Raw genomic sequence first — 26,286 nt, 5'->3', positions numbered from 1 at the left:
AGATTTGAACAACGACTCCGCTGAAGGCAAGGCTGATCTGAAATGGGATCCCTGCGCTGAAACTCGCGGATTGAAGGAGCCTGGAAGTCTTTCTGCTCTTTCCCTTCAGGCCTCCCACGTGGATGAAGCGTTTGGAGAGGCCATGGATCAGCAGGTTGCCCAACTTTTCAATCTTTGATGCGCTGTCTGCTTGATACCCAGATCATGCTCTGGTGGCTTCTCGACGATCCCAGATTGGGAGCTGAGTCGCGACAGTTGTTGGCACGTTGGAGGTTTCACCCCCCACCTTTCGCGATCAGAGAATCACGCTTCACGCCGATAGGGGAGGCAAGACCGCCCCGCATTGATCACAGTGCAGCGCTTTGTTGTGATGGCTTGAGGCTCCACAACTCAGGCAGCTGCGGCCACCGCGGCGCACCTGTTGCATCGTTTCCACGGTGATGATCCCTGTGGGAATGGCAATGATTCCAAAGCCCAGCAGCATCACAACCGCAGCCAGCAATTGCCCGAGCACGGTTTGGGGAACGATGTCTCCGTAACCCACGGTGGTCATCGTGACGATCGCCCAATACACCCCTTGGCCAACGGTCTGGAACTGCGTTTCTGGATGGCTGCTTTCCACGAGCACCATCAGGTAGCCCAGCACCACTTGGGCCATCACCACAAAAAACAAAAACACGCCGATGCGGCGGGCGCTGGCTTTTAGGGCATTGCCAAGCAACTGAGCTTCATCGAGGAAGCGCAGCAGCTTGAACACGCGCAGCACCCGCCCAAATTTGAAGATCCAAAGGATCAGGCCGCTGCTGATTTGGGGAACGAAAAAGAACAGAACGGCTGAGACATCAATCAGGCCGTAAAAGCTGAACAAGTATTTGCGCGGCCAGGGCGAGACCCACAAATGCAGCAAAAAGTCGGCGATGAACACCAACAAACAACCATGTTCGAGTTGCCCGACCCAGCTGGGCACTTCCCCAGGCGCGGCCAGCCTCAAGGGATGGGGTTGGACCAACAATCCAGCCACACTGAGCAAGATCGTGCCGAAGATGATCAGGTTGTAGACACGGCCGGCCCGGGTGTCTGCATCAAGAACAATCTTCCGAAAGCGCAGGCGCAACGACACCAGATCAGGCGGCGCTGAGATCGCTCAGACGCATTGTCACCAGCTTGTCCCAGTTGCCGCCTTCAAACAGCACGGCGGCGCAATCGCCACTGATGCGCTGCACAAAGCCGGTGTAGCCGGCATAGATCGAACGGGCATCCACCACGGTGACCGTGGCGCCAGGCAGGATCGGTGCAGCGGAGGCCATACGAGAAATGGGCAGTCGTGGATCCATTATCGAACGATGACTTCCACTCCGTCTCCCAGCTCAGCTGATCCGAACAGCGCAGACGAATGGATGCCTGTGGGGAAGCTCGTGGGCGCTCAGGGTTTAAGGGGCGAGCTACGCCTCAACCCCGCCAGTGACTTTCCAGAGCGCTTCACGGAACCGGGGCCTCGTTGGTTGCAAACAAAGGGATCAGAACCGAAAGAAGTGGAGCTGCTCGAAGGCCGGCAACTGCCAGGCAAAAGCATCTATGTGGTGCGCCTCAAGGGCGTGAACAGCCGCGCCAGCGCCGAAGCGCTCGTGGGTTGCACCGTGCTGGTGCCCGCCGAGGACCGGCCCGAACTGGCTGAAGGCGAATTCCATCTGCTCGATCTGGTGGGCCTGGAGGCACGCTTGGCCGGAAGTGATGCTGCGATCGGCACGGTGAGCAACCTGATCAGCGGCGGCAATGACCTGCTGGAGATCAAGCTCCACAGCGGCAAAACGGTCTTGGTTCCGTTTGTTGAAGCGATCGTGCCCGAGGTGCAGCTGGAGGAGGGCTGGTTGCTGCTCACCCCGCCGCCAGGACTCCTGGAGCTCTAAGCGAACCAAAGCAACAGCAAAGGCACCATCAGGGTGTAGGCCAGCGACAACGGCCAACCAAATCGGAAAAAATCAAGGAAGCGATAGCGACCAGGGGCATAGACCATCAAGTTGGTTTGATAGCCAATCGGCGAGAGGAAGCTCTGGCTGGCTGCAAACACCACGGCCGTGGCAAACAACATTGGCGGCTGCCCTAAGCCCGTGGCCACTGCAGCAGCAATCGGTAAAACCAGGGCCACGGCAGCCGCATTGCTGAGCAGTTCGGTGGCCACCAGGGTGATCGCATAGATCACCAACAAAGACGTGTAGGCGGAACTGTGCTGCAACAGCGTGAGCAAGCTTGAGGCCGCCTGATCAGCCAACCCCGTTTTCTGCAAGGCCACACTGAAGCTGTAGAGACCACCAAGCAGCAGATAGAGATCCCAGCGAATCGAACGCAAGGCCGTGCCGGCATCGAGGCATTTGCCGATCACCAACACCCCCACGCCCACCAGCACCGCTGCCACCAATGGCATCACCTTCAAACCTGCCAGCAGCAGCACGGCAAGCATCACGCTGATGGCCAGGCCCTTGCGGTGGGTGGAGGGCAGATCGTCGTCGAGCTGATCGAGCACCACAAGATCGCTGGATTGCTGCAGACCGCGCAAGGCATCAAGTGGAGCCTGCAGCAAGAGCATGTCTCCTTCTCTAAGCACCACCCGTCCCAAGCGATCGCGCAGGGTGCTGTTGGCACGGTTCACTGCCAGAACCGTGGCATTGAAACGCTGGCGAAAACGCAGCTCACGCAGGGTGGCACCGGCGAGCAAAGAGCCGGCAGGCACCAACACTTCGGCATGGCGGATGTGGGGCAACTCTTCTGCGAGCAAGGTGCCGGCTAAATCCACCATCCGGTCTTGCTGCAAGCGCAACAGCTCCTGGCGGCTGCAGCGCAACAGCAAGCGATCAGAAGCCTGCAAACGCAATTGGGCCAGGGGCGGCTGCAAGCGTTGGCCATCGCGGTGGACATCGAGCACATCCACATCAAAACGGCGCTGCAAGCGGCTCTCATGCAAGGTGACCTCACAAAGCGGAGAGCGCTGCGGAATCACCACCTCCGTGAGATAGCCATCCCGGCTTAGCGCTTGGAGGTTGTCGTCGCTTTGGTCGCCGCGATCGGGCAGAAAACGGCCTGCAATCACGAGGTAGCAGGCCCCGATCAGCCATACCGGAATGCCAATCGCTGTGAAAGAAAACAGCTCAAAGGTGCCATAGCCGAGGCGCGCAACCAGATCACTAGCGAGCAAACTGGTAGAGGTGCCAATCAAGGTGATCGTGCCACCGATCAAGGTTGCGAAGGACAGCGGCATCAACACCCGCGACGGGCTGATCCCGCGGCGCTGACACCAGCCCTGCACCACCGGCAGCAAGATCGCCACGATCGGGGTGTTGGGGATGAACCCCGAAATCGGCGCCACCACAAAGCCAAACACCAGCATCAACTGGCTGGGGTTGCGGATCCGCGGTGATGCCAGCAGTTCGCGCAAACGATCCAAGGCGCCGCTGTGCAGCAGGCCGTTGGAGAGCACAAACAAGCCCACCAGGGTGATCAGGGCAGGGCTGCCAAAACCAGCCAAGGCCTCATTGGGTGTGAGCACCCCTGTGGCCATGAGCAGGCCTGCAGCCAATAAGGCCACCAGCTCAGGCGCGAGCCAACCGCCGATGAAACAGGCGATCGCTAGCGCCAACAGCAGCAAGGTAACCAAGGCGCTCAAGACGGCCTCACAGGGATCGGCAACTTATACACCTGTTAATTTTTTAACTGCATGAAAGCATAAAGTAATTTAAGCATCACCTTCCTTTGCAATATACCGCTGCCTAATGCCAGTTTTATCGAAGATCTTGTCAGCACTCCATTCAGGAAACAGAGAAGACAGCTCGCTATTTGTCAAAACATCTTCAGGAAGATGGCTGGAAATTGATAAGATTTTACCCATAGCAAAGGTAATCACTGTAGATATATAGAGTACCGCTCTCTGTCAACAGGGCTTCCGGCGAGTAGCGACGTCAAAACATATGTAATTGGCCGAAATGGCAGATTCAAGCCGACTTGCAAACAAAATCAAAAATACAATGTGACGTAAATTTTAATAGCGATCAAAGTCCTTAAAAACTCGGAAAACTACTTCCCCAGTTTTCTTGAAAGACTATTGACTGAGTGGAAAGACTTTTGAATCAACAATCTACGATATACCAACAAGTAAATTCAAAAAAAAATGATTACCGAACAAGCAAACATCAAGGCTAATCTTAATCAGTTTGGCAGAGCTATGAGTATTGATTCAGCTATTACACTAAAAGGCTAAGTCGTGACAACAGAATTGGCGCGGAGAATAGAGATTTAGGTATTGAATCGGCGGAGGACTGACGGCGATAGTCCTAACGATACCGCTCAAGGTATTCCTATGTTCCAAAAGCTCAGCTAACAATAAAGGTGAGCGACCAACAGCCAAATAGAATGAACTTGAAGAAATCAGCGCGTTAGGCGCTGGAAGCCTCCTATGTTGTCAAAGATGCTTAGCCAAGGAGGCCACAATAGCCTGCCCCATGAGCCGGCAAGCTTTAAGAGAGCAATATTGTGCATGCAATAAAACAACAAGTAAACATTTTGAAAATAATTTTTACTTGGAATCCTAGCCGCGTATTAACAGAGTTAGGTCAGCCCAGAACAATCTCGAAGCAGAAGAAATCAAGGTAAAAGTTTTCGATGGAATCCAAGTATCGATGACCATTTCAGCTATTAGCTCGGCATGCCAAACCACATTGCAGAGAACAATTCTTTCATCGGCGTAGGCCACCACCAGTGAAGGTTGGTTGGTACGGTGGCTTCACCATCCGCGCTGATCCCCTCACGACGGATTACTTTCAAGATCGTGATCAGGAAAATACGCAGATCTAGAAAAAACTCTGATGATCTACGTACCAGTTATCAAGGCAGAATTTGTCCTCCCAAGCAAGTGCGGGATCCTCTCCGTGTAACATTGGATTAGTTGACATCATAGGATGGTGAAATGATTCGGTTGGATCGTAATAATTTATTTGATTTAGTAAGGCTGTATGCAGCATTGCAGGTTCTTCTGCACCATGGCGCATCACACCTTGACTACCCATTGCCCGATCTTGTTGGGGCTTTGTTTTCATTTCCTGGGGTTCCAATCTTCTTTGCGCTTTCTGGCTTCTTAGTCTCTATCTCATGGATTAATAACTCCACATCTCATGAGGGTTGGAAATCTTATGCAGTGTCTCGCTCTCTGAGGATTTTTCCTGCGCTCTGGTGTGCTGCAATTTTTGGATGGTTGATATGCCTTTTATTTGGTAAAGCTTCTTTTGCACTCTCTCCTCTTGGATTTGCTTGGCTTCTGGGTCAGGGTTCTTTTGTGACCTTCTTTAATCCAGATCAGCTGAGAGATTTCGGGGTTGGAGTAATGAATGGATCTCTCTGGACTATCCCTGTTGAGATTGAGTTCTACATACTCGTTCCGCTATTCACCTCCTCCTTGGCTTGGATCTTCCGCCGCAACCGCTTAACTGCTATTACTATCGCCGTTGGAGTTGTTTGGGCTAGTTTCTCTTTGCAGCATTATTTAACTGGGTCTATTCTGGCGGGAGATGGTACTTCCCCTCGCAACGCATCACTCTATCTAAAGCTTATGAGTGTTTCCGTCTTGCCTTATATAGGTCAATTCCTCCTGGGCGCTTCATTCGTTAGATTATTGACACGATTGGGGCAGGCTAAATGTAGCCGTTTATTGATATTTTCCGGTCTATTTTTAGGGATACTCGTAAGACTGGTTGGCTTAGGTGGCATTCCTAGCGTTTTGATGTCAAACCTGTCATTGGGAGCATTCTTTGTTGGTTTGGGCTTGGTAAGTTCACGCTTTCAGCTGCCTGGAGACATTTCCTACGGGTTGTATCTTTATCACATGCCAGTAATAAATTTGTCACTTGTTGCTTTCGCTGGAGTAGGTAAAAATTATTTGTTTTTCCTGTTTTTGCTTTTCACTACTTTGATTTCTATTTGTTCTTGGATCTTTCTCGAAAAGCCTTGTCTAGAACTTAGGAAGACCCTTGTCCCAAAGCTGGCTTCTTGATTCGATTGTTACTGTCTTGGAATTTAACTTTCCCGATAAAACAAACATTATCTACATTGGTGAGGACAGTGAAGATACACCGCTATCTGTAAACCAACAGGGAGCTCAGGACGCAGTCACATAGAGTGAAGTCTCAGGTTGAAGACCGAACCCGGCTTAAGGCCTGCAGATTGTCGTCGCTTTGGTCGCCGCGATCGGGCAGAAAACGGCCTGCAATCACGAGGTAGCAGGCCCCGATCAGCCATACCGGAATGCCAATCGCTGTGAAAGAAAACAGCTCAAAGGTGCCATAGCCGAGGCGCGCAACCAGATCACTAGCGAGCAAACTGGTAGAGGTGCCAATCAAGGTGATCGTGCCACCGATCAAGGTTGCGAAGGACAGCGGCATCAACACCCGCGACGGGCTGATCCCGCGGCGCTGACACCAGCCCTGCACCACCGGCAGCAAGATCGCCACGATCGGGGTGTTGGGGATGAACCCCGAAATCGGCGCCACCACAAAGCCAAACACCAGCATCAACTGGCTGGGGTTGCGGATCCGCGGTGATGCCAGCAGTTCGCGCAAACGATCCAAGGCGCCGCTGTGCAGCAGGCCGTTGGAGAGCACAAACAAGCCCACCAGGGTGATCAGGGCAGGGCTGCCAAAACCAGCCAAGGCCTCATTGGGTGTGAGCACCCCTGTGGCCATGAGCAGGCCTGCAGCCAATAAGGCCACCAGCTCAGGCGCGAGCCAACCGCCGATGAAACAGGCGATCGCTAGCGCCAACAGCAGCAAGGTAACCAAGGCGCTCAAGACGGCCTCACAGGGATCGGCAATACAAAGACGTCCTCAGCATCGGACATCGCGCTAAAGGCAGCCAAAGAAAAATCAGGGAGCGCCTCTAGGCCCTAACAGCTTCATTCACACGATCGCCTCGCTGCCACTCGGGCACCAGCTCCGCCAGCAACGCCAGCGCTCCCTCAACATCCTGCGCCGCGATCGCGGCATCGAGCGCATCCAAGCGAGGCCAGAGCAGCTCCGGTGGCAAGGATCGCTCCTGAGCGCGGAAGATCAGGGGGTGCTTGGTGGGTTCGGATTCGGCATCGATCAGCAGTTCTTCGTAGAGCTTTTCGCCGGGGCGCAGGCCCGTGCAGGAGATGGCGATCTCTCCGTTGGGGTTTTGAGCATCGCGAAGTGAGAGGCCGCTGAGGCGAACCATCTGCTCGGCCAGGGATTTAATGCGCACAGGTTCGCCCATATCGAGCAAGAAAACATCACCGCCCTTGGCCAGGGTGGAGGCCTGAAGCACCAGTTCTGCTGCCTCTGGGATCGTCATGAAGTAGCGGATGATTTCGGGGTGGGTGAGTGTGATCGGTCCCCCAGCGGCAATCTGTTTACGAAACAAAGGCACCACCGATCCCGACGAGCCCAGCACATTGCCGAAGCGCACCATCGACAAACGGGTGCAGGGCTGGCCAGCTGCATGGGCACCCTGCAACGCCTCAAGAGCTGAGGCCTGAACCACCAGCTCCGCCAGGCGCTTGCTAGCGCCCATCACATTGGTGGGACGCACCGCTTTGTCTGTGGAGATCAGGACTAGCTCGTTGACGCCCACGGCAACGGCGGCCTGACAGACCACCCGCGTGGAGCCCACATTGTTGGCCAAGCCCGCCAACGGGTTGGCCTCTACTAAAGGCACATGTTTGTAAGCGGCGGCGTGGAACACGGTCTGCACGCCATGGTCTGCAAAAAGCCGCTGCACCAGAGCAGGATTGGCGGCGCTGCCAAGCACAGGAAGCAGGGTCACCGAAGCAGGCAACTGCTGGCGGAGCTCCTGCTCCAGGGCGTAAAGCGACGGTTCACTGCTTTCGAGCAGGAGCAAAACCCTGGGGGCTAACTGCAGGATCTGGCGACAGAGCTCAGAACCGATCGAACCACCGGCGCCGGTGACGCACACCACCGCATCACGCAGGCCAGGGCCAAGCAGCTCCGGCACGGGCGGAACAGGATCACGGCCGAGCAGATCTTCAATAGCTACGGGGCGGAGCGCATCGATTTGGGCCCGTCCGGAGGTGAGGTCATCAACCGAGGGGATCTGCAACACCGGGATCGACTGGCGTTGCAACTCAGCCACGATGCGGCGGCGTTCACTGCGGGGCAATGAGGGGATTGCCAGCAACACCTGATCGAGCTGATCCTGCATCTCACTCAGCACTTGGGGAGGCTGGATCGGAATGTCGTTGATCGTGCGCTGCCAGAGCACTGGTGCATCATCCAGAAAAGTGACGATCTGATGGTTTCCCGCTAGGCGCAGGGCAGCAGCGAGCTGAGCACCGGCCTCACCGGAGCCATAGATGGCAACACGCACCATTTGCCGCTTGTGCGCAACCGAGCGCAGTGACAGGAGCAGATCGCGCAGGGCAAAGCGCACCGCTCCGGTGAAGCCGGTGAGCAGCAACCAGAGCAGGATCCAGCTGCTGCGGGGAGGCATCGGCAAACGCAGCATCATGCCGGTAGCCGCCAAAAGCAGCACAAACAATCCATTGCGGCCGGCAAGGCGGTAAAGGGCACGACTACCGACGTAGCGCGTGAGGCCTTTGTATTGCCCGGTGAAGGCATACAGCGGAAGGCCAACCAGCAACACCGCTGGCAGCAACCACAGACCGGCAGCCATAAAACTGGCATGGAACGGCTGAGCCAGCCGCAGCCAGAAACTTAACCATATCGCCAGGGGCAGCAGCAAAGCGTCGATACCGATCAGCAACAGGCGGCGGGCAAGGGGAGAGAGCCGAGCGAACTGGCGCAACGAAAAAAGCTTCATCGACACGCTTGCTTCACCACCGAACGCAAAGCATCGGCATAGGCCGCCATCTGCTCAGAAGTAATTGTGGGATGCACCAAGAACATCAAGCTGGTTTCGCCCAACTCACGGGCCACATGCAAGCGCTCAGCGGGAGCCAGACCAGCTTCCTTGAAGCAGCGCTCTAGGTAGATCTCGCTGCAGCTGCCAGAAAGGGCGGGGTAGCCGAGGGATGCGATCTCGGCAAGGATCCGATCGCGGCTCCAGCCATCGGCAAGCGCATCGGGCTTTACGAAGGCATAGAACTTGTACCAGGCATGGGTGATTCCCTCGGGCGGCAGGGGCACACGCACCGCGGAGCAATCGGCCAGGGCTTCGGCAAGGAACAAGGCATTGCGGGTACGGGCGGCGGTCCACTCTGGTAGACGCTGCAGCTGGATTCGGCCAATGGCGCTCTGCAATTCCGTGAGGCGGAAATTAGAGCCAAAGCGCTCGTGCAGCCAACGGAAGCCGGGCGGATGCTCGCGGCTGAAGACCGACTCATGGGTTTTGCCATGGTCTTTAAAGGCCCAAATCAGATCCCAGAGATCAGCTCGGCTAGTGGTCACGATGCCGCCCTCACCGCCAGTGGAAATAATTTTCTCCTGGCAAAAACTCCAGGCAGATACATCGCCGAAGCTGCCCACGGACTGGCCGTGGATGCGGGCGCCATGGGCCTGGGCGCAGTCTTCGATCACTGCAATGCCGTGGGCGCGGGCCAATTCGAGAATCGCGGGCATGTCTGCGGGCCAGCCACCGAGGTGCACCACGGAGATGGCCTTAGTGCGGGGGGTGATCAGCGGTGCAATCGTGGCGGCGGTGATGGCGCCGGATTCGGCATCCACATCGGCGAACAACGGCTTGGCGCCGAGCAGCACGGCGCTGGAGGCGGTGGCGATGAAGGTGCGCGGCGTGGTGATCAGCTCATCGCCGGGCCCGAGGCCAATGGCCAGGTAGGCGGCCGAGAGGGCCAGGGAGCCATTGGCCATGGCGATGGCATGGGCAGTGCCGCACCACTGAGCAAACTCCTGCTCAAAGGCGGTGGTTTCCTGGCCGGTCCAGGTGTTCACCTTGCCGGAAGCGAGCACGCGGGTGGCGGCGTCGATCTGATCGGCGTCGAACTGGGGCCAGGGGGCGAGAGTCACGCGAGGAAGAGGTGAAAGCTAATGAGTTAGGCGGTGGGCAACACCCTCGCCGGCACGCCGACGGCGGTGACGCCATCGGGCAGATCACGCACCACGGAGGCACCGGCACCCACGGTGACATCAGCGCCGATACAGATCTGCTGAATCATTGACGCGCCGATGCCGATCCAACTGCGATCACCCACCTGCACTTCGCCCGCGAGACGGGCACCGGGGCAGATGTGCACGCCATCGCCAAGCTGGGCGTCGTGATCCACCGAGCACCCCGTATTGAGGATGGCGCCGCTACCGATCATGGCCTGGGCCTGGATGGCGGCCTGGGCGAACACCACCGAACCGGCACCAAGCTGAGCGGAAGGCGACAGCCAGGCAGTGGGATGAATCACAACGGGGAGCTCGTAGCCAGCAGCGGCAAGACGTGGCAACCACTGCAGACGCACGGTGGCATTGCCGATGGCCACCAGCGCTGCTTGGAATTGCTGACAGATCTGGCGATCGTGGGCTGCCGAAAAGGGGCCGATCACCGGCCAGCCGAGTTGATCAGGTAGCTGAGCGGGGCCGCTGCAGCGATCATCAAGGAAGGCGATGCTGCTGAAGCGTCCGGTGGAGAGAGCGGTTTCAGCCACGACCCGGGCGTGACCACCTGCACCCAATAGCAGCAAAGACGCCATCAGCGCGCCTCAGAAGCAGGCGCCGATCCTGTGAACGGCGCCATGGTGGCTTCACCAGCAGCGCTGATGCCATCACGGCGTATCACTTTCCAAAGGGTGATGAGGAAAATGCGCAGATCCAGCCAGAAGCTCTGGTGATCCACATACCAGACATCCAGGCGGAACTTTTCCTCCCACGGGAGGGCATTGCGGCCATTGATCTGAGCCCAGCCACTGAAACCAGGCTTCACATCATGGCGGCGGGCCTGCACGGGGGAGTAAAGGGGCAGGTATTGCATCAGCAGCGGACGCGGCCCAACAAAGCTCATCTCGCCGCGCAGGATGTTGATCAGCTCTGGCAATTCATCAATGGAGGTGGCACGCAACCAACGGCCAAAGGGCGTGAGCCGCTCGGCATCGGTTAGCAGGGCGCCGGAGGCATCGCGGGCGTTGGTCATCGTGCGGAACTTGAGCAGCTCAAAGGGCCGCTCGACATAGCCAGGGCGCTGCTGGCGGAACAGCACCGGTGCTCCCAAACGCCAGCGCACCAAAACAGCTACCACCAGCAACAACGGAGAAAGCAGTAGCAGGGCGAGCAGAGCGGCCAGGCGATCAGCGGCACCTTTGAGCAACCGATAGGCGGTACGGCGCACAAAGCCAATACGGCGACGGCCATAGCGCTTAGCCGTACTTTCCAGCACCTTGCGCCACTGGGCCGCCAGTAGAACACGGGAAAACTTGGATTCCGCCAGAGCGCGGGCGTTCTCCCCCATGGTCTGGCGCTGCACCGGATCATCCGCAAGAGCAATCAGGGCATCGGCAAAGGCCTTGGGGTCGCGGGGGGGGACAGGCACACCCAGCTGATGGCTGCGAATCAGATCAGCCAGCCAGCCGGGGTAGTTGTTCACCACAGGCAAACCGCAAGCCAGGTAGTCGAAGAACTTGTTGGGGGAGGTGCCGCGATAGAAGGCCGGCACATCCGCAAGCACCATCAAGCCCACATGCACTGACTGGCGCAGCAAATGAGCCAGGTGGGGCTTGGGGACAAGTGGCAGGAAATGGCAGTTCTGCAGATTCTCGGCAGCCACGCGCTGCTTCAGGGCTGGCTTGCAGCGGCCATCGCCAATTAACAATAACTTGATGTCGTTGCGACCCCGACGGCGCAATTCAGCAGCGAGATCGAGCACAGCATCCAAGCCATTGGCCTGGCCATGGGCCCCGGTGAAGGCCGCCACAAACGAACGTGCCGCTACCCCTGGGATCAACTCGGGCCGCTTGTGCTGGGCAGGCGACGGAGGGTGAAACAGAACCAAATCGCAGGCATTGGGAATGGAAGTGATCAGGCTGGGAGCAACGCCACGATCAGCAATGCCCTCACAGATGCCGGGGGCCAGACCGATGCAGGCATCTGCCGAGTGATAACTGCACCACTCCAGAACGGAGAGAGCTCGCAGCACCAGAGGATTGCGCACCACACCCATGGCGCGGGGCAGCTCGGGCCAGAGGTCACGCACCTCAAACACGAAGGGAATCCCGCGCAGCCAGCGGGCGGCGATTCCAGGAATGCCAGCTGTGAGCGGAGTGGTGGTGGCGAAGATCAGATCTGCATCGGAGCGCAGAGCGAGCCGCAGGCTCTGCCAGCTGTAACGCAAAAAGACCAGCGCGCGATCCAGCAAGCCGGCGTGGTTGGAGTAGGGCAGATCGAACTCGATCACCTCAATGCCATCCACCAGACCAGACCGGCACCCTGCGGTGAAGGGCCCGGATAGGCCGGTGTGGGTGCGGGCGTCCTGCAAGCAGACCATCTGCACCTGATGGCCAGCTTCCACAAGGGAATGGGCCAGGGCATAGGAGCGGGTACCGGCCGGACCTGCGGGGGTTGAGAAGTACTGGTGGTAGTAGAGAACCTTCACGGCTATGCCGGCAGGGCGATGTGGGTTGTGATCAAAACAGGTGATGGGACTGCGGCTACTTCAAGCTCCAACACCGGTAGCGATATTTTGTGGGCATAGAACAAAGATTCCCACCCTTCCACCAGCTCCAAGCGCTGGAACGGCTGGTTGCACTCCATCCTGATCTTGGCATGGAGGCTGCAGAGCTCAGCTGACGCATCTTTAGTCGATAGCTGCCAATTAGAGGGGCAGAGACGCCAGCGCAGCACTAGGCGATCGCGGAACGCGGAGCAGTGGTCGGTGATCGTCCAGCGCAGTCCACTGGAATCGACCTGCACCCTGCGCTGATGGCGGCCATGGGGGCAGCGGTAGGCCGCGGTGATCGACGGGGCGGCCTTGCCCGACTCCTTCTGCGGAGGTACTTCCAGCTGCAGCCAGTCGCCCCATAGGAAGCGACCGAGGCGGGGCATGGGCTCGGTGCCATCGAACTGCACAGAATTGTGGCTAGCTATGCCGGGGAAGTAGGCCAGATCAGCGGCTTCGGCGTTGTAGGCGTAGCTGCCGCCATCGCGCAGCAGGTTCACGCCCTGATGCCAGAGATCGAGGTGCAGCGGATCAGAATGGGCCGGCCGGAAACGGTAGACGGGCAGCCGCAGCAAAGCCCAGCTGGTGCTGGTTGGCCTCAGCAGCCCATAGCCGCCATGGGCAAAGAGCTCAATTGCTTGTGGCGGCTGAGGCACTAGCAAAGAAGCCGCCGTTGCTTGCGGTGATAAAGCACCAAAACCTTCTGCTGACGAACTGATCAGTGCAAGCCAATGGAGCGGCTCATCCCAAGGGCCCGGCGCCAGGGCTGGCTGACCTGAAAACAACAGCGAGGAAAGTTGCAAAGTGGGCCGGAAATCGCGGTAGGGCTGACTGTGCAGCTGATAGACACAGGCCCCGTCGTTGCTGCCCAGATTGGGACCATCACCACTGCAGGGATCGACCAGCGCAGCAAACCAATGAGACGCCGCAAGGCAGCACTCCTGAAAGCGCTTCGAGAAGGGCGGCAGATTCAGCCAGCGGCGCCAGAGCTCCACCTGGGCAAGGGTATCGAGCAGCAGGCGGTGATAAGTGAGCGAGTGCTGCGCAAAAGAGCCATCGGCCATTAGCAGTCGCGCCACGCTGCGTTCTAGAGCTCGGCGTCCTTCAGCGGCCCAGCGACGGCCGGCGGCAGCATGGGGGCCAGCGGAAGCGGCCAGCCAGCTGCCGCCGATGAACAAGGCGGCAGATTCTGAAGTCCAATGGTTGTTGTCCTGCGCCTGGGCATAGCGCTCGGTGGCAGCGATGCGCTGTAGATGCGCCGCCGCAAATGCAGCACGCTGGGAGCTGGAATCAGGCAGCTGGGCTGGGGCATCCGCGAGCTGCCAGGCCTGTAGGGCATGGAGCAGGCGAATGGACGCTTCCTGGCCGCAGAGCCAGTTGCTTCCGCCATTCACGGGGTTGACCTGGCACCAGCTCTGGCACCAGCTGTTGAAGCCATCGCGGTAGCGCTGGTCGCCACTTAAGCGCCAGGCACGGATCAGGAGTGGAGCCCAGCCCCAGCGGGAGAGCTCCCAACAGCGCTTGATATCGGCGCCGAAGAATGGACGGCAACGGCTCCAGTGCTGCGCGCCATCCTGAAAGCGCTGGCTAGAGGCGGGGTCAAGGAACCAATCGGGAGGGGAGCCAACGGCATAGCTCTCATGGCTGAACCAGGTGGCCGTGCCCGACAGCAGGGCATCGGCCACAGCGAGACATTGTTTGCGGGATGTCACCGGCCAGAAATCGGAGGATAACGGAGCCGGTTGGGGCTGGCCGTTGAGCAGCTCAGGGATGGGACAAGGCATTAGCGGCAACTGGTGCTCGTAGAGGCCAGCACGCAGCGCCACTCGGTGGGCGAAAACAGCCGCACAATTGCGCCAACCCAGCTGCTTACTGGTGCGAAGCTGAGAAAGAACCCTCACGCTTGCTCGGTCACACCGCAGAGGTCAAACACAGTGCGGCCGCCGAGATCAAGATTGCGGAAAGGGGTGTGGGCCACGAGGAACACCAGCAGATCAGCCTTGGCGAGCACCTGTTGGAGGCTGTGGAGCTTGATGGTGGGGTGGTCGTGGAGGTTGGGCTCGCAGGCGAGGACGTCGAGGCCAGCAACGAGCAGCTCAGTGGTGATGTGCAGAGCGGGAGATTCACGCAAATCGTCCACATCCGGCTTAAAAGACAAGCCCAGACAGCCGACACGAGCAGTACGACCAAGTTTATCCTCCAGGGCTGCAGCGCGGGCCTGAACCTGCTCGATCACCCATCGGCCCTTGCCGTCATTCACGTGGCGTGAAGTTTGAATCAGAGGTGTGCAATGGGGGGCTGCGGCGGCAATAAACCAGGGATCCACGGCGATGCAGTGGCCTCCAACACCGCAGCCGGGCTGCAGCACATTCACTCGAGGATGGTGGTTGGCTAGGCGGATCAGCTCACGCACATTGATCTCGAGGTGATTGCACACCAGCGAGAGCTCATTGGCGAAGGCGATGTTCACATCGCGGAAGCTGTTCTCAGTGAGCTTTACCAGCTCGGCGGTGCGGGCGCTAGTGGTGAGTAATTCGCCTTGGCAGAAGGTGGCATAAAAAGCCTTGCCTGCTTCTGCTGCTGCTGAAGTGAAGCCTCCGATCACACGGTCGTTGCTGATCAGTTCCTGCAAGATCCGGCCTGGCAGCACCCGCTCAGGGCAGTAGGCAACGTGGATATGATCGAAGTCTAAATTAGCAATTTTACTCATCTCTTCCACCACCTTCTCAGTGGTGCCCACCGGTGAGGTGGATTCCAGAAGTACGAGATTGCCCGGACGAAGAACAGGCGCGATTGCACGAGCTGCAGCAAGCACGTAGTCGATGTTGGGCTGGGGGATACCATCAGCCCGGCTGCTGAACGGGGTTGGCACGGCGATCAGGAAGACATCGGCTGGCACCGGTGTGGACTGAGCGCTGAGGGCAGCGGAGGCAACGGCATCAGCTACAGCACGATCGAGATCGGGCTCCACAATGTGGATCTGGCCCTGATTCACAGTGGCCACAACCTCGGAGTTCACATCCACCCCGACCACCCGATGGCCAGAACGTGCGAGCACAGCAGCAGTAGGCAAGCCTATATAGCCGAGGCCAAGGATGCAGCACGTTGTCATTGGTTTACCGCCTGCAGCAGCCAACGCTGCACCTCAAAGAGCTCGCCAGTTGGAATCGGGGGTGACCCGCCGATTTCAATCGCTTTAAGAAAAGCAGCACAACAGGCTTCTTGGCCTTTGTCTTGCGACACGAGACGGCGAGTACGAAAGCCAGGAATTCCCCAAGCCTTTAGTTTGCGGAAATTATCTAACTGCAGCACTTTACCGTCGCAGAATACGTCGAGGCGCTCTTTAGGGAATGCCTTGCTGCCGTTAGCGAAATAGTGCACGGTGCCGATCGAACCATCGCCGAAGCGCAGCTGCAGCGAAAAAGTATCAGGGCAGAGTTTGCAGTCGGCGGCGTTGATCAACTGCAGTTCTTGTATGGGGCTGCCGGCCAGGTGGCGAAGCAGATCTACAAAGTGGCAGGCCTCACCGAGCAGTCGGCCGCCACCGGCGGCTGGATTCTGGATCCAGTGGTCGGCGGGGATTGCACCGGAATTACAGGTGTACACGAAAGCCTTAGGTCCTTGCAGCCGAGAGAGCTGCTGCTGCAGATCCAGAAGCAACGGCGAAAAGCGACGATTGAAACCCACCATCAGCAGCGAATGGCCCGTGTGGGCGGCTTCGATAGCAGCGAGTTCTTCAATAGTAAGGCAGAGCGGCTTCTCCACGAAAACGTGCTTGCCAGCGTCCAGAGCCTGCTGCACCAGGGCGGCGTGACTGTCGTGGCGGGTGACAATTACCACGCTGTTAGTTCTGGAATCCGCCAGCAAGGCGGGGATATCAGTACTGGCGTGACGGAAGCCGAACTTTCGCCCCACTTGCACTGGTCCAATGCCCGAAGAGGCGGCCAGGGTGTGGAAATGTGCGCCAACTTTTGCGAAAGCGGGTATCAGCATGCGGCTGGAGTAATTACCGGCACCGATCACGCTCAGTAGCGGCTGGCTTGGGGCCAACGATTCTGAAGCAGCTGGCAAATCAACAACACGCTGCTTAGGATTTGCTGTTTCTGTGTAGTGCAGCAGTATCCCGCGGGAAGGCTCAGGGCTACTGAGCAGCTGATAGGCATCAGAGGCCTGCTCGATCGGGAAGCGATGGGAGATCAACTGCTCAGTTCGCAAAGCGCCGGTGGCAAGGGCGTGAAGCACAGCCTGGAAGTTGCGCTGCTCGGTCCAGCGCACAAATCCGATTGGGTAGTCATGGCCCTGCTGCTCATAGGCCGGGTCATAACGACCGGGTCCGTAGGAGCAGCTCACCTGGAAGGAGAGCTCCTTTTTGTAAAAAAGATCGCGGCGAAGTTCGAGGCCCGTTACGCCAACCAAAACGATTCGGCCTCGCTGGCGGCAGGACTGGGCAGCAAGATGCATCGGCTCACTGGAGGAAGTGGCAGCGGTAATCAACACGCCATCCACACCAATACCGTCAGTGTGCTCCAGGCACCAAGCAACCGGGTCGGTACCAGAGCGTAAGTTGAGGGCCTTTACACCAAGGCCTTCTGCAAGGTCACACTTAGACGAATCTGGATCCAAGCCCAGTACTCGACAACCTTGAGCCTGTAACAACTGAGCTGTAAGAAGCCCGATCAACCCAAGACCACTCACCAGAAAAGTTTCGCCAAGAGTGGGCTGAGCCAGACGGGTGCCCTGAAGTCCAATAGATGCAAGAACCGTGAAAGAAGCAGCCTCATCGCTGACATGAGCAGGGATCCGGGCGGAGAGATGCTTAGGGACTACTACAAGCTCAGCATGAGAAGCATTAGATGCAACACGATCACCTACATGGAAGCCAGAAACACCTTCTCAAACTGCCAATACAGTGCCGACATTGCAGTAACCAAGAGCAATAGGCTGATCTAGTTTGCTTTTTACAGCATCAAGAGTTGCAAATAGGCCATCGGCGCGAGCCTTTTCTATCACCTCCTGAACTTTGTCAGGCTGCTGGCGTGCCTTGTCAAGCCAATTAGCTTTGCCGAAATCAACCAGCATTCGCTCGGTGCCAACTGAAAGCAAAGAGGAGGCTGTTCGGACCAGTAGATGTCCATGCGGAACAACAGGAGCAGGTAGATCAGTTAGCTCGATGGCCCCTGTCGCGAGTGAGTGCAAAAGTTGTTTCATAAAAAAGAGAAAGGGAGCTGTGTCATGCTCCTGGGTTCCGACCGCAAAATCTTAATAAGTGGACATCAAAGGCTAATCGATTGCCAAGACGTATTTTTTAGTCAATGTAAATCAAAAGCGCATAAAAGACAAACACAAGTGATCAGCGACTACAAAAGCGATACAGAAAATACGCCAAGACTTGGATAACAAGAGGCGAAAATTAAAAATGCCAATAAAACCAAACTAATAATAAAAAGCAAAAATTATTCAACTAATAGAGTCAATAAAACCCTTAACCTTAGAGGAGGTGACTGTTGGACTAAAATCCGAAATAAGCCGTCGCGAATTGACCTGCAATAATTTATAGAAATCACTGTCAAAGTAGATCTTTTCAATAGACCTAGAAAGACTGTCAGGACTTGAATGAAAGAAAATTATATGCCTATTGTCATCAAAGAAGTAAGGCAATGCTCCTACTTGTGTTGATAAAACAGGCAGGTTATGAATTAAAGCTTCAAGGACAACATTAGGGAAACCTTCCTGCCTTGAAGCGAGGCAGAAGCAAGATGATTCTGAATAAATCCTCGATAGCAGATTTTTATCAGAAACCCATCCATGAAAGATTGTATTTATACAGAGCTTGGTGGCTAAATGTTCGAGATCATGGCGACATGAGCCATCACCAATAATGTTAAATTCGATATCACAATTAGCATGCTTATTCATAAAATGCCTAATACCATAAAAAATTAAATCGACTTGCTTTACGGGCTCAAGCCAACCTACGAATAAAATAGAAAAACCGAGAGATTTTTGCTTTGCCAAAACAAGAGAGGAGAGAGAGTAAGGGTAAAGACCGGAATCTATTGAATTAGGAGAAATGAATGTACTAGGCGCGTCTAATACAGGAAATTTATTGATAAAACTAGGAGATTGCAAGACCCATCCATTTGCAATGCGCAAAAGGAGTGCAAAAGAATAGCGCAGGAAGAAGTTACAAGAAAGCTGAGAAAGGACAACATCCGAACGAGGGAATAAAATTATTCTCGAATTTGAGGAGAAAAGTCGGGCAACAAGTACAAATAATGTTTTTTCCAGGAGAGAGGAACCTGAGGTAAAAAGAATGCACACATATTGAGGCCTGCATTTATAAATCAAAAAAGTAAATCTAAATACCTTCAAGAAGGAAAGGGCAAGACGTACGAGAAAATGAGGCGGAGGATTAGAAATCTGGGTAGAATCAAACCTAACAGTGTTGCTAGAAGGATAAAGCGTAGGTGGAAATAAGTTCATGCAAGCAGTAACTTGACCACCAATAACGTCAGACGAAAGCGGAGGGAAGGCTCCGACAAGTAAATATTTCAATTTCACGCCTGGTAAATAGTAAAGAGGAGTCGACTATAAAACGATAAGCTATCTTTTTAAGGATGACCATAAAGAGAGCTGCAATAGTTTCCATAACAAAAAGCCATTTCCACCAGGAGCACGTTTATGGTCTTGCAAAAGATCCTCAACGAGAGATTCATCCAAAGAAAAACGTGATGTGAAAGATGGATCTAAAATATGTTCACAACAGAAATCGAAAAGAGAAGTCCGAAGCCATTGAGAATATGGAACTCCGAACCCAGTTTTAGGACCATCTAAGATTTGGGATGGCAAACGATTTCTCTGAGAGCCTCTGAGCGGTAACTTTTTCCCAAATCTAGATACTTTTAAGTGAGATGGAAGATTTAACGCTAGACGCAACACACCCTCATCCAAAAGTGGGACGCGAGCCTCAACGGAAGCTGCCATAAACGCTCGATCAACCTTAGTAAGAAACTGAGATGGGAGTTGAAGCACAAGATCAGTTAACATCATCTGACTAACAGGATCAAAATGTGCAAAGCGTTTGGCCGCGTTCTGGTATTCTTGGAAAGGATTGGTATTTTCACAAAGATGTTGTTGAAAATCGGAACAAAATAAACGATCGGGTGGAGAGTACTGCGTTTCAACAGTCAATAAAAAAGCCATCCTATATGAAGGGTCATGGTGACCTACAGTTTCCGCTATCCGTGCGAGGCGCCTACCAGAAGAAGAAAATGAACGAAAAGATTTTGCAAGAATTTTTGGGAAAAGACGCCAAAACTTTGAATTGCGGAGAAGACTATAACGTCTATAGCCTGCAAAAAGTTCATCGCCTCCGTCACCTTGCAAAACTACCTTCACCTTGGATTGCAGCTGATCACACATCAGAAAAAGAGGAATATTGGCCGCATCAGCAAAGGGCTCATCATGCGCGTCAGCAAGCCTATATAGAACAGACCGCAAGTCGGTACCACTAATAACTAGTTCTTGATGGTTAAGACCGAGATAAGACGCAACCTGTGCTGCCTTCGGTAACTCATTGACACCATATTCATAATCAAAGCCAGCTGCAAAACTTTGGAGAGGAACACTCCCGCTGTGAATAGCGGAAGCAGCAATAGTTGATGAATCAACACCGCCGCTCAAGAACAGCCCAATAGGAACATCAGCAACTAACTGACGATTAACGGCAGCATCAACGGCATCTCGTGTAAGTAAAGCAGCTTCAGATGCATCGCATGAAAACGGATGATCTTCAAGCCAATCCTCTACGGACCACCATTTATCTATGAATTGAGAGCCATTTTCAAATATTAACCAATGACCAGGCTTTAAAGCATGGACACCCTTATAAAAAGTACGCTCACCATAAGAGTTTCCGTACCACAGGTACTCTGAGAAGGCTTGCTCATCAAGGCTAGTGTCAACACCACCAGAAGCAAGTACTGCTTTTATTTCGGAACCAAAAGCAAGGCCATATTTACATTTTCCATAGAAAAGAGGCTTTATCCCGAGACGGTCGCGCATAAGGATTAATCGCTGTTGAGCAGAATCCCAAAGTGCAAGAGAAAAGATACCTTCAAGTTTTTTTAACCCCTCAAGACCCCACTGAGCATAGGCATTTAGAATGACTTCAGTATCAGACTGACCTCTCCAATGATTATATCCAAGACTAATTAATTCATGGCGTAAATCCATGAAATTATAAACTTAACCATTGTAAGAGATTAGAGGCCCATAACTTCCAAGGCGCATTGGTTGAGCCCCAGAAGAAGTTGGATCAATGATGCTTAGTTCGGCTTAAAGGCCAGACCTAAGCAGCCGATACGGGCCGGGCGTCCGAGTTGGTCTTCCAGGGCCGCAGCACGAGCCTGAACCTGCTCGATCACCCAGCGGCTTTTGCCGTCGTTCACGCGGCGGGCCGTTTGGATCAGGGGGGTGCAATCGGGAGCTTCTGCGGCAATGAACCAAGGATCCACGGCGATGCAATGGCCGCCCACACCGCAGCCTGGTTGCAGCACATTCACACGCGGATGATGATTGGCGAGGCGGATAAGCTCGCGCACGTTGATGCTGAGGTGATCGCACACCAGTGAGAGCTCATTGGAGAAGGCGATGTTCACATCGCGGAAGCTGTTTTCGGTGAGCTTCACGAGCTCGGCGGTGCGGGAGGTGGTGGTGAGCAATTCGCCATTGCAGAAGGTGGCATAGAAGGCCGTTCCTGCTTCTGCCGCCTCAGGAGTGAGTCCACCTATTACGCGATCGTTGCTAACCAGTTCCTGCAGGATGCGGCCGGGCAGCACCCGCTCGGGGCAGTAGGCGATATGCAGCTGGTCGGCGTTTAGACCAGAAAGCTCTGCGATCACCTGGGCCACCTGCTCGGTGGTGCCTATCGGTGAGGTGTATTCGAGCAGTACGAGATTGCCGGGCTGCAGCCCGCGCGATCGCGCGGGCTGCAGCCAGTACGTAGTCGATGTTGGGTTGTGGGATGCCATCGGACCCGCTACGGAACGGCGGTGGCACAGCGATCAGGAACACATCGGCTGGCAACGGTGTGAGCTGGGCACTAAGGGCACCGGAGGCCACCGCATCCGCCACCGCTTGATCAAGATCGGGCTCCACGATATGGATCTGCCCCTGGTTCACGGTGGCGACCACTTGGGCGTTGACATCCACGCCGATCACTCGATGGCCGGCGCGGGCGAGCACGGCAGCAGTAGGCAGGCCGATGTAGCCGAGGCCAAGAATGCAGCAAGTCGTCATTGGCTCACCGCCTGCAGGAGCCATCGCTGCACTTCAAAGATCTCGGCGACAGGTATCGGAGGTGACCCTCCCGATTCAATCGCTTTAAGGAAAGCTGCACAGCAAGCCTCCTGGCCTTTGTCTTGCGACAGAAGCCGGCGGGTGCGGAAGCCAGTAATGCCCCAGGCCTTGAGCTTTCGATAATTATCGAGACGGAGAACCTTGCCATCGGCAAAAACCTCCAGACGCTCTTTTGGGAAGGCCTTGCTGCCGTTGGCGAAGTAATGCACGGTACCAATCGATCCATCGGCGAAGCGCAACTGGAGCGAGAAAGTGTCGGGGCAGGGTTTGCGATCGACAGCGTTGAGCAGCTGCAGGTCTTCAATGGGACTGGCGGCCAGGTGTCGCAGGAGGTCAATAAAGTGGCATGCCTCTCCGAGTAACCGTCCGCCGCCAGCTTCTGGATCCTGGGTCCAGTGGTCAGCGGGAATGGCACCGGCGTTGCAGGTGTAAACGAAGGCCTTCGGCCCTTGCTGGCGGGATAGCTGGTGCTGAAGATCCAGGAGAAGCGGCGCAAAGCGACGATTGAAGCCAACCATTAGCAGGGTCTGGCCCGTATGGGCAGCCTCGATAGCAGAGAGCTCATTAGCGTTGAGACAAAGAGGCTTCTCCACGAACACGTGCTTGCCAGCATCCAGAGCCTGCTGCACCAGGGAGGCATGACTGTCGTGGCGGGTGGCGATTACAACGCTGTTGGCACTGGAATCCGCCAGCAAAGCGGAGATGTCAGTACTGGCGTGACGGAAGCCGAATTTGCGACCCACATGCACCGGGCCGATGCCTGAGGATGCCGCCAGGGTGTGGAAGCGTGCGTCAGCCTTGGCGAAAGCCGGGATCAACATGCGGCTGGCGTAGTTACCCGCACCAATCACGCTCAGAAGAGGCTGACTGGGGGCCACCGATTCGGTGGCTGCCGGCAGCTGAATCACACGCATAGCGGGATCAGCAGTTTCGGTGTAGCGCAGCAAAATTCCGAGTGAAGGCTCAGAGCTGCTGAGCAGCTCGTAGGCCTCAGAGGCCTGCTCGAACGAGAAGCGATGGGAGATCAGCGGCTCAGTACGAAGGGAACCGCTGGCCAGAGCGTGAAGCACAGCTTGGAAGTTGCGCTGCTCGGTCCAGCGCACAAAGCCTATGGGGTAGTCGTGGCCCTGCTGCTCATAGGCCGGGTCGTAACGTCCTGGGCCATAGGAACAGCTCACCTGGAAAGTGAGCTCTTTTTTGTAAAAGAGATCGCGGCGGAGTTCGAGGCCAGTCACCCCCACCAGCACGATGCGACCGCGCTGCCTGCAGGCCTGGGCTGCTACATGGACCGGCTCACTGGAGGAGGTGGCAGCAGTGATCAACACGCCATCCACGCCGATGCCTGCCGTATGGCCCAGACACCAGGCCACCGGATCCACTCCGTTGGCGAGATGGAGGGACGTAATACCAAGGGATTGCGCGAGGGCGCATTTGGAGGGATCGGGATCAAGACCGAGCACATTACAACCCTGAGCGGCGAGAAGCTGACCGGTAAGCAGGCCAATCAGGCCCAGACCACTAACAACAAAGGTTTCGCCGAGGGTGGGATTGGCCAGGCGAATGCCCTGCAAACCAATAGAAGCCAGCACAGTGAAAGCGGCGGCCTCATCGTTCAACGTTGATGGGATAAGGGCACTGAGGTGCTGGGGCACGGCCACCAGTTCTGCATGGGGGCCAGTGGAAGCGACCCGATCACCCACCTGAAAACCGACGACACCGGAGCCGACCGCCACAACAATGCCTACATTGCAGTAACCGAGGGGCAGCGGCTGATCGAGCTTGCTGCGTACCGCATCAAGGGTGGTGAAAGCACCATCGGTGCGGGCCTTATCCAACACCTGCTGAACCTTATCTGGCTGCTGACGGGCTTTATCAATCCAGCTGGCCTTGCCGAAATCAACAAGCATCCGCTCAGTCCCGGCCGACACCAGAGAGCAAGATGTGCGGATCAACAGCTGACCACGGCCAACGACAGGAGCTGGAAGCTCCGGAAGGTCGCTAGAACCGGTGGAAAGGGATTGGAAAAGTTGTTTCATGCAAGCGACAAAACAAATTAAAAAGCTTGGTAGAATAAAATAGCAAGCTGGTAAAATTTAGTAAATCTCTAAATAAAAATCAGCTAATTCATCAAGAGATGGAACATTTGAATTAGCGTAAGCATTGCACTTAGGGTTGAAATCACCAAGAAGGTCTGTTAATTCTTCAATAGATGAGTAAAGGGTAACACCAGGAGGCCGGCTCACTACATCAGTGGCAAATACATTAACAATTAATGATAGAGCCTCCCATATCGAGATGCTATCACCGTCGGTAGAAGTATTTCGAATAAATAAATCTGAAGATCGAAGAATCTCAATAAAAGGATGAGGCTTCGACAGGAAGACTACATTACGGGGGATGAATGGAAACTTAGAGGCAGAAAACTGAGCATAGCGACCACTTGGATCGCTCACCAAGAGGCAAAACTCTGGAAAAAGTTGGAAAAGCTCTATTAGGGCATTTATCCCATATATCTCTTGGCCTGATCGGTCAAAGGAAACATTATAAGCATTAGTGCATACAATAAACTTGAAGCTGGTACGAGCCTGTACGACACTTTGACCTACACTGCAAGGAAGAAACTCAGCCTTAAAAGGTGGAATAAAAGCAGAGACAATACGAGATCTTTTGTTTAAACGCTTGGCTAGGATTAGACTGTGAGAATTCAGAACAAGAGGTATATCAACTAAAAAGATTGAAAGGAAGTCTAACCAATTAGAAAGGGAATGATACCGCCCAAGATTACCATGATAAGTAATTACTGAATTAGAATTAGTAAACTTAGCGAGGAAGGAAAATACAAATCGAAGGAGCGTATTTGAAGTGTAAAGATGCAGTGTTTGATATTTACGAAAAAAATTGCAAACAGCAAACGAGGCAAAACTTTAGGTTTTAGCTCTAAGTGGGTTACTTCTAGTCTTCCATCAAGTAGAGACTTGAGCATCTCAACATGAATTGTGACACCGCCGATAGGAGGAGGTAGCTTTCCGATTAAGAGCAACCGCTTAGCGGGAAGAGCGAGAGGCATAGAAGTAAAGTCAAACAATCAGCAAATAAACAGGAGAAGTATGCATTAAAATCGTGATGCAAACCAATGAAAACATACTCAAGCGCAAGAACACCCGATGGCTATAAAAAGGCATTAATGGATAAAGATTCGTAATCATTTACCATTCGATCAAGTGTTAAATACTTTTCGGCATATTTGCGAGCATTCAAACCCATCACAACACGCTCTTCTGGATTAATAGCAAAGAAATCTTCAATTACTTGACAAATCGATTCATCAGAAAGAGGGTCGCAGAGAAGTCCACGGACTCCATGATCAACCAAACGAGGATGATCAGAAATAGAAGAGGCAATGACTGGACGACCTGCAATAAAAGCTTCGCATATGACATTTGGAAGCCCTTCATAGAGACTTACATGTAGCAATGCATGAGAAATATTGAGAATAGCAGCGATATCATCAGACTCGCCTAGCCACTTGATAGATGAACTGAGTGCCGCGCTTGCATTAACAATCTTATCGATGGATACAAGCTCATGAGAGGAGAAACAATCGGTCTCTCGTCTTCCAGCCCAAAGGATAGTGGGAACAAATCCATTTCTTGCTTCAAACCTAGACAGAGCCTTAACAAGCCGGAGTGAATTCTTGGCACGCGCACCGATTCTTCCCACTACTGCAAATGTAATCGCCCCCTGAGGAGTTGAGGAGGGAATAGCACTTGTAAAAGAATAGCCATTATAGATAGTTGTCGTTTTACGACAGAGCAATGGGAAAGAACGCAGATAATGAGACTGATGATAGGAATTAGCCACAATTCCATCAGACATAATATAGAGAAGATATAAAATAAAACTTCTCCAACGAAAGCCTGGATTTGCAGTATAACTTGAACGCTCAGAAACAAATAACTTAGCCCTGCATAGACAAAAAATATTTGCAATTATAGAGTAAATATTAGGAGAATCTAGGTAACTGATAAGCACGTCTATCCTATAGTATCTAATAATATATGCAATACGCAAGGGTATGCGTAGTGAGAAGCCAGATACATGCTCGAGCGATAGAATTACGACTCCAGCTTCAACTAGAAGATTGCGGTAAAAGTCAAATTTTGGGTAATAAGTAAAAACGTAAACACTATGCCCTTTGTACTTGAGGCCACAAGCGAGATTAACTAATTGACGCTGAGCGCCACCAGAACCTAGCGAATCTATGACAAGAAGATACTTCATATATGACTCAGGAAAAATCCT

Annotated in this window: 21 protein-coding genes and 2 pseudogenes; 3 read left to right on the top strand and 20 right to left on the bottom strand. The window is 54.5% G+C overall.

Features of this window, described 5'->3' with window-relative positions:
- Positions 1 to 4 precede the first annotated feature (4 nt).
- Entirely contained in the window at positions 5 to 178 is a 174-nt protein-coding gene (locus SynMVIR181_RS01105) for a hypothetical protein (protein ID WP_186589697.1), read from the top strand.
- A 132-nt stretch (positions 179 to 310) separates the two neighbouring features.
- Here SynMVIR181_RS01105 and SynMVIR181_RS01100 read toward each other — a convergent pair whose 3' ends face one another.
- Positions 311 to 1,120, bottom strand: a complete 810-nt coding sequence (locus SynMVIR181_RS01100) for an ion transporter (protein ID WP_186589696.1) — start codon at positions 1,118 to 1,120, stop codon at positions 311 to 313.
- Positions 1,121 to 1,124: 4 nt separating this feature from the next.
- The gene (locus SynMVIR181_RS01095) at positions 1,125 to 1,307 is read right to left on the bottom strand and encodes an NAD(P)H dehydrogenase subunit NdhS (RefSeq protein ID WP_186589695.1); all 183 of its coding nucleotides are present in this window, start codon (positions 1,305 to 1,307) and stop codon (positions 1,125 to 1,127) included.
- Between the two features lie 36 nt (positions 1,308 to 1,343).
- Between SynMVIR181_RS01095 and rimM the strand changes: the two genes are divergently transcribed.
- Complete coding sequence (gene rimM, locus SynMVIR181_RS01090; RefSeq protein WP_186589694.1) at positions 1,344 to 1,907, top strand: ribosome maturation factor RimM; 564 nt, start codon at positions 1,344 to 1,346, stop codon at positions 1,905 to 1,907.
- On the opposite strand, the gene SynMVIR181_RS01085 is transcribed toward rimM, so the two are convergent.
- Both SynMVIR181_RS01085 and SynMVIR181_RS13185 read right to left on the bottom strand, forming a co-directional pair.
- The gene (locus SynMVIR181_RS01085) at positions 1,904 to 3,658 is read right to left on the bottom strand and encodes an SLC13 family permease (RefSeq protein ID WP_186589693.1); all 1,755 of its coding nucleotides are present in this window, start codon (positions 3,656 to 3,658) and stop codon (positions 1,904 to 1,906) included. The genes rimM and SynMVIR181_RS01085 overlap by 4 nt on opposite strands.
- Before the next feature lie 1,025 nt (positions 3,659 to 4,683).
- A complete protein-coding gene (locus tag SynMVIR181_RS13185; RefSeq protein ID WP_255444350.1) occupies positions 4,684 to 4,812 on the bottom strand; it encodes a hypothetical protein in 129 nt (42 codons plus the stop codon).
- 151 nt (positions 4,813 to 4,963) lie between these two features.
- On the opposite strand from SynMVIR181_RS13185, the gene SynMVIR181_RS01075 reads away from it, so the two are divergent.
- Positions 4,964 to 6,034, top strand: coding sequence for an acyltransferase (locus tag SynMVIR181_RS01075; RefSeq protein ID WP_186589692.1), 1,071 nt, complete (start codon positions 4,964 to 4,966; stop codon positions 6,032 to 6,034).
- Positions 6,035 to 6,185: 151 nt separating this feature from the next.
- Here the strand turns inward: SynMVIR181_RS01075 and SynMVIR181_RS01070 are convergent.
- From SynMVIR181_RS01070 to SynMVIR181_RS01005, 16 genes and pseudogenes are all read right to left on the bottom strand, one after another.
- Positions 6,186 to 6,827, bottom strand: a pseudogene (locus SynMVIR181_RS01070) (SLC13 family permease); the annotation flags it as partial.
- 88 nt (positions 6,828 to 6,915) lie between these two features.
- Positions 6,916 to 8,835, bottom strand: a complete 1,920-nt coding sequence (locus SynMVIR181_RS01065; protein ID WP_186589691.1) for a nucleoside-diphosphate sugar epimerase/dehydratase — start codon at positions 8,833 to 8,835, stop codon at positions 6,916 to 6,918.
- On the bottom strand, positions 8,832 to 9,998 hold the full coding sequence (locus tag SynMVIR181_RS01060; RefSeq protein ID WP_186589690.1) for a DegT/DnrJ/EryC1/StrS aminotransferase family protein: 1,167 nt from the start codon (positions 9,996 to 9,998) through the stop codon (positions 8,832 to 8,834). Before SynMVIR181_RS01060 ends, SynMVIR181_RS01065 begins: the two co-directional genes overlap by 4 nt.
- A gap of 26 nt (positions 9,999 to 10,024) precedes the next feature.
- Positions 10,025 to 10,669 (bottom strand): acetyltransferase, encoded by a 645-nt coding sequence (locus tag SynMVIR181_RS01055; protein WP_186589689.1) that lies wholly within the window; start codon positions 10,667 to 10,669, stop codon positions 10,025 to 10,027.
- A complete protein-coding gene (locus SynMVIR181_RS13415; RefSeq protein ID WP_222929422.1) occupies positions 10,669 to 12,561 on the bottom strand; it encodes a sugar transferase in 1,893 nt (630 codons plus the stop codon). The genes SynMVIR181_RS01055 and SynMVIR181_RS13415 overlap by 1 nt, the downstream gene beginning before the upstream one ends.
- A gap of 2 nt (positions 12,562 to 12,563) precedes the next feature.
- Entirely contained in the window at positions 12,564 to 14,525 is a 1,962-nt protein-coding gene (locus SynMVIR181_RS01045; protein ID WP_186589688.1) for an alginate lyase family protein, read from the bottom strand.
- Entirely contained in the window at positions 14,522 to 15,736 is a 1,215-nt protein-coding gene (gene wecC, locus SynMVIR181_RS01040; protein WP_186589687.1) for a UDP-N-acetyl-D-mannosamine dehydrogenase, read from the bottom strand. Before wecC ends, SynMVIR181_RS01045 begins: the two co-directional genes overlap by 4 nt.
- Positions 15,733 to 17,319: a bi-domain-containing oxidoreductase gene (locus SynMVIR181_RS01035; RefSeq protein ID WP_222929421.1), complete on the bottom strand. Its 1,587-nt coding sequence runs from the start codon at positions 17,317 to 17,319 to the stop codon at positions 15,733 to 15,735. Before SynMVIR181_RS01035 ends, wecC begins: the two co-directional genes overlap by 4 nt.
- Before the next feature lie 198 nt (positions 17,320 to 17,517).
- Positions 17,518 to 17,703, bottom strand: coding sequence for a hypothetical protein (locus tag SynMVIR181_RS13145; protein WP_222929420.1), 186 nt, complete (start codon positions 17,701 to 17,703; stop codon positions 17,518 to 17,520).
- Between the two features lie 378 nt (positions 17,704 to 18,081).
- The gene (locus tag SynMVIR181_RS01030; protein WP_186589686.1) at positions 18,082 to 19,185 is read right to left on the bottom strand and encodes a glycosyltransferase family 4 protein; all 1,104 of its coding nucleotides are present in this window, start codon (positions 19,183 to 19,185) and stop codon (positions 18,082 to 18,084) included.
- 42 nt (positions 19,186 to 19,227) lie between these two features.
- Entirely contained in the window at positions 19,228 to 20,859 is a 1,632-nt protein-coding gene (asnB, locus tag SynMVIR181_RS01025; protein ID WP_186589685.1) for an asparagine synthase (glutamine-hydrolyzing), read from the bottom strand.
- 92 nt (positions 20,860 to 20,951) lie between these two features.
- On the bottom strand, positions 20,952 to 21,656 hold the full coding sequence (locus SynMVIR181_RS01020) for a nucleotide sugar dehydrogenase (RefSeq protein WP_304623033.1): 705 nt from the start codon (positions 21,654 to 21,656) through the stop codon (positions 20,952 to 20,954).
- Positions 21,652 to 21,924: pseudogene (locus SynMVIR181_RS13410) on the bottom strand (2-dehydropantoate 2-reductase N-terminal domain-containing protein); the annotation flags it as partial. The pseudogene SynMVIR181_RS13410 and the gene SynMVIR181_RS01020, both read right to left, overlap by 5 nt.
- A complete protein-coding gene (locus SynMVIR181_RS01015) occupies positions 21,921 to 24,020 on the bottom strand; it encodes a bi-domain-containing oxidoreductase (protein ID WP_186589684.1) in 2,100 nt (699 codons plus the stop codon). The pseudogene SynMVIR181_RS13410 and the gene SynMVIR181_RS01015, both read right to left, overlap by 4 nt.
- Before the next feature lie 57 nt (positions 24,021 to 24,077).
- Positions 24,078 to 24,437 carry a hypothetical protein gene (locus tag SynMVIR181_RS01010; protein ID WP_186589683.1) on the bottom strand — a complete coding sequence of 120 codons (360 nt, stop codon included), beginning with the start codon at positions 24,435 to 24,437 and terminating at the stop codon, positions 24,078 to 24,080.
- A gap of 715 nt (positions 24,438 to 25,152) precedes the next feature.
- Complete coding sequence (locus SynMVIR181_RS01005) at positions 25,153 to 26,265, bottom strand: glycosyltransferase (protein ID WP_186589682.1); 1,113 nt, start codon at positions 26,263 to 26,265, stop codon at positions 25,153 to 25,155.
- Between the last annotated feature and the right edge of the window lie 21 nt (positions 26,266 to 26,286).

Source organism: Synechococcus sp. MVIR-18-1 (assembly GCF_014279835.1).
In the GTDB taxonomy this organism is placed as follows: domain Bacteria; phylum Cyanobacteriota; class Cyanobacteriia; order PCC-6307; family Cyanobiaceae; genus Synechococcus_C.
Note: the sequence above shows the minus strand (reverse complement) of the source record. Positions and strands in the feature narration are given on the sequence as shown.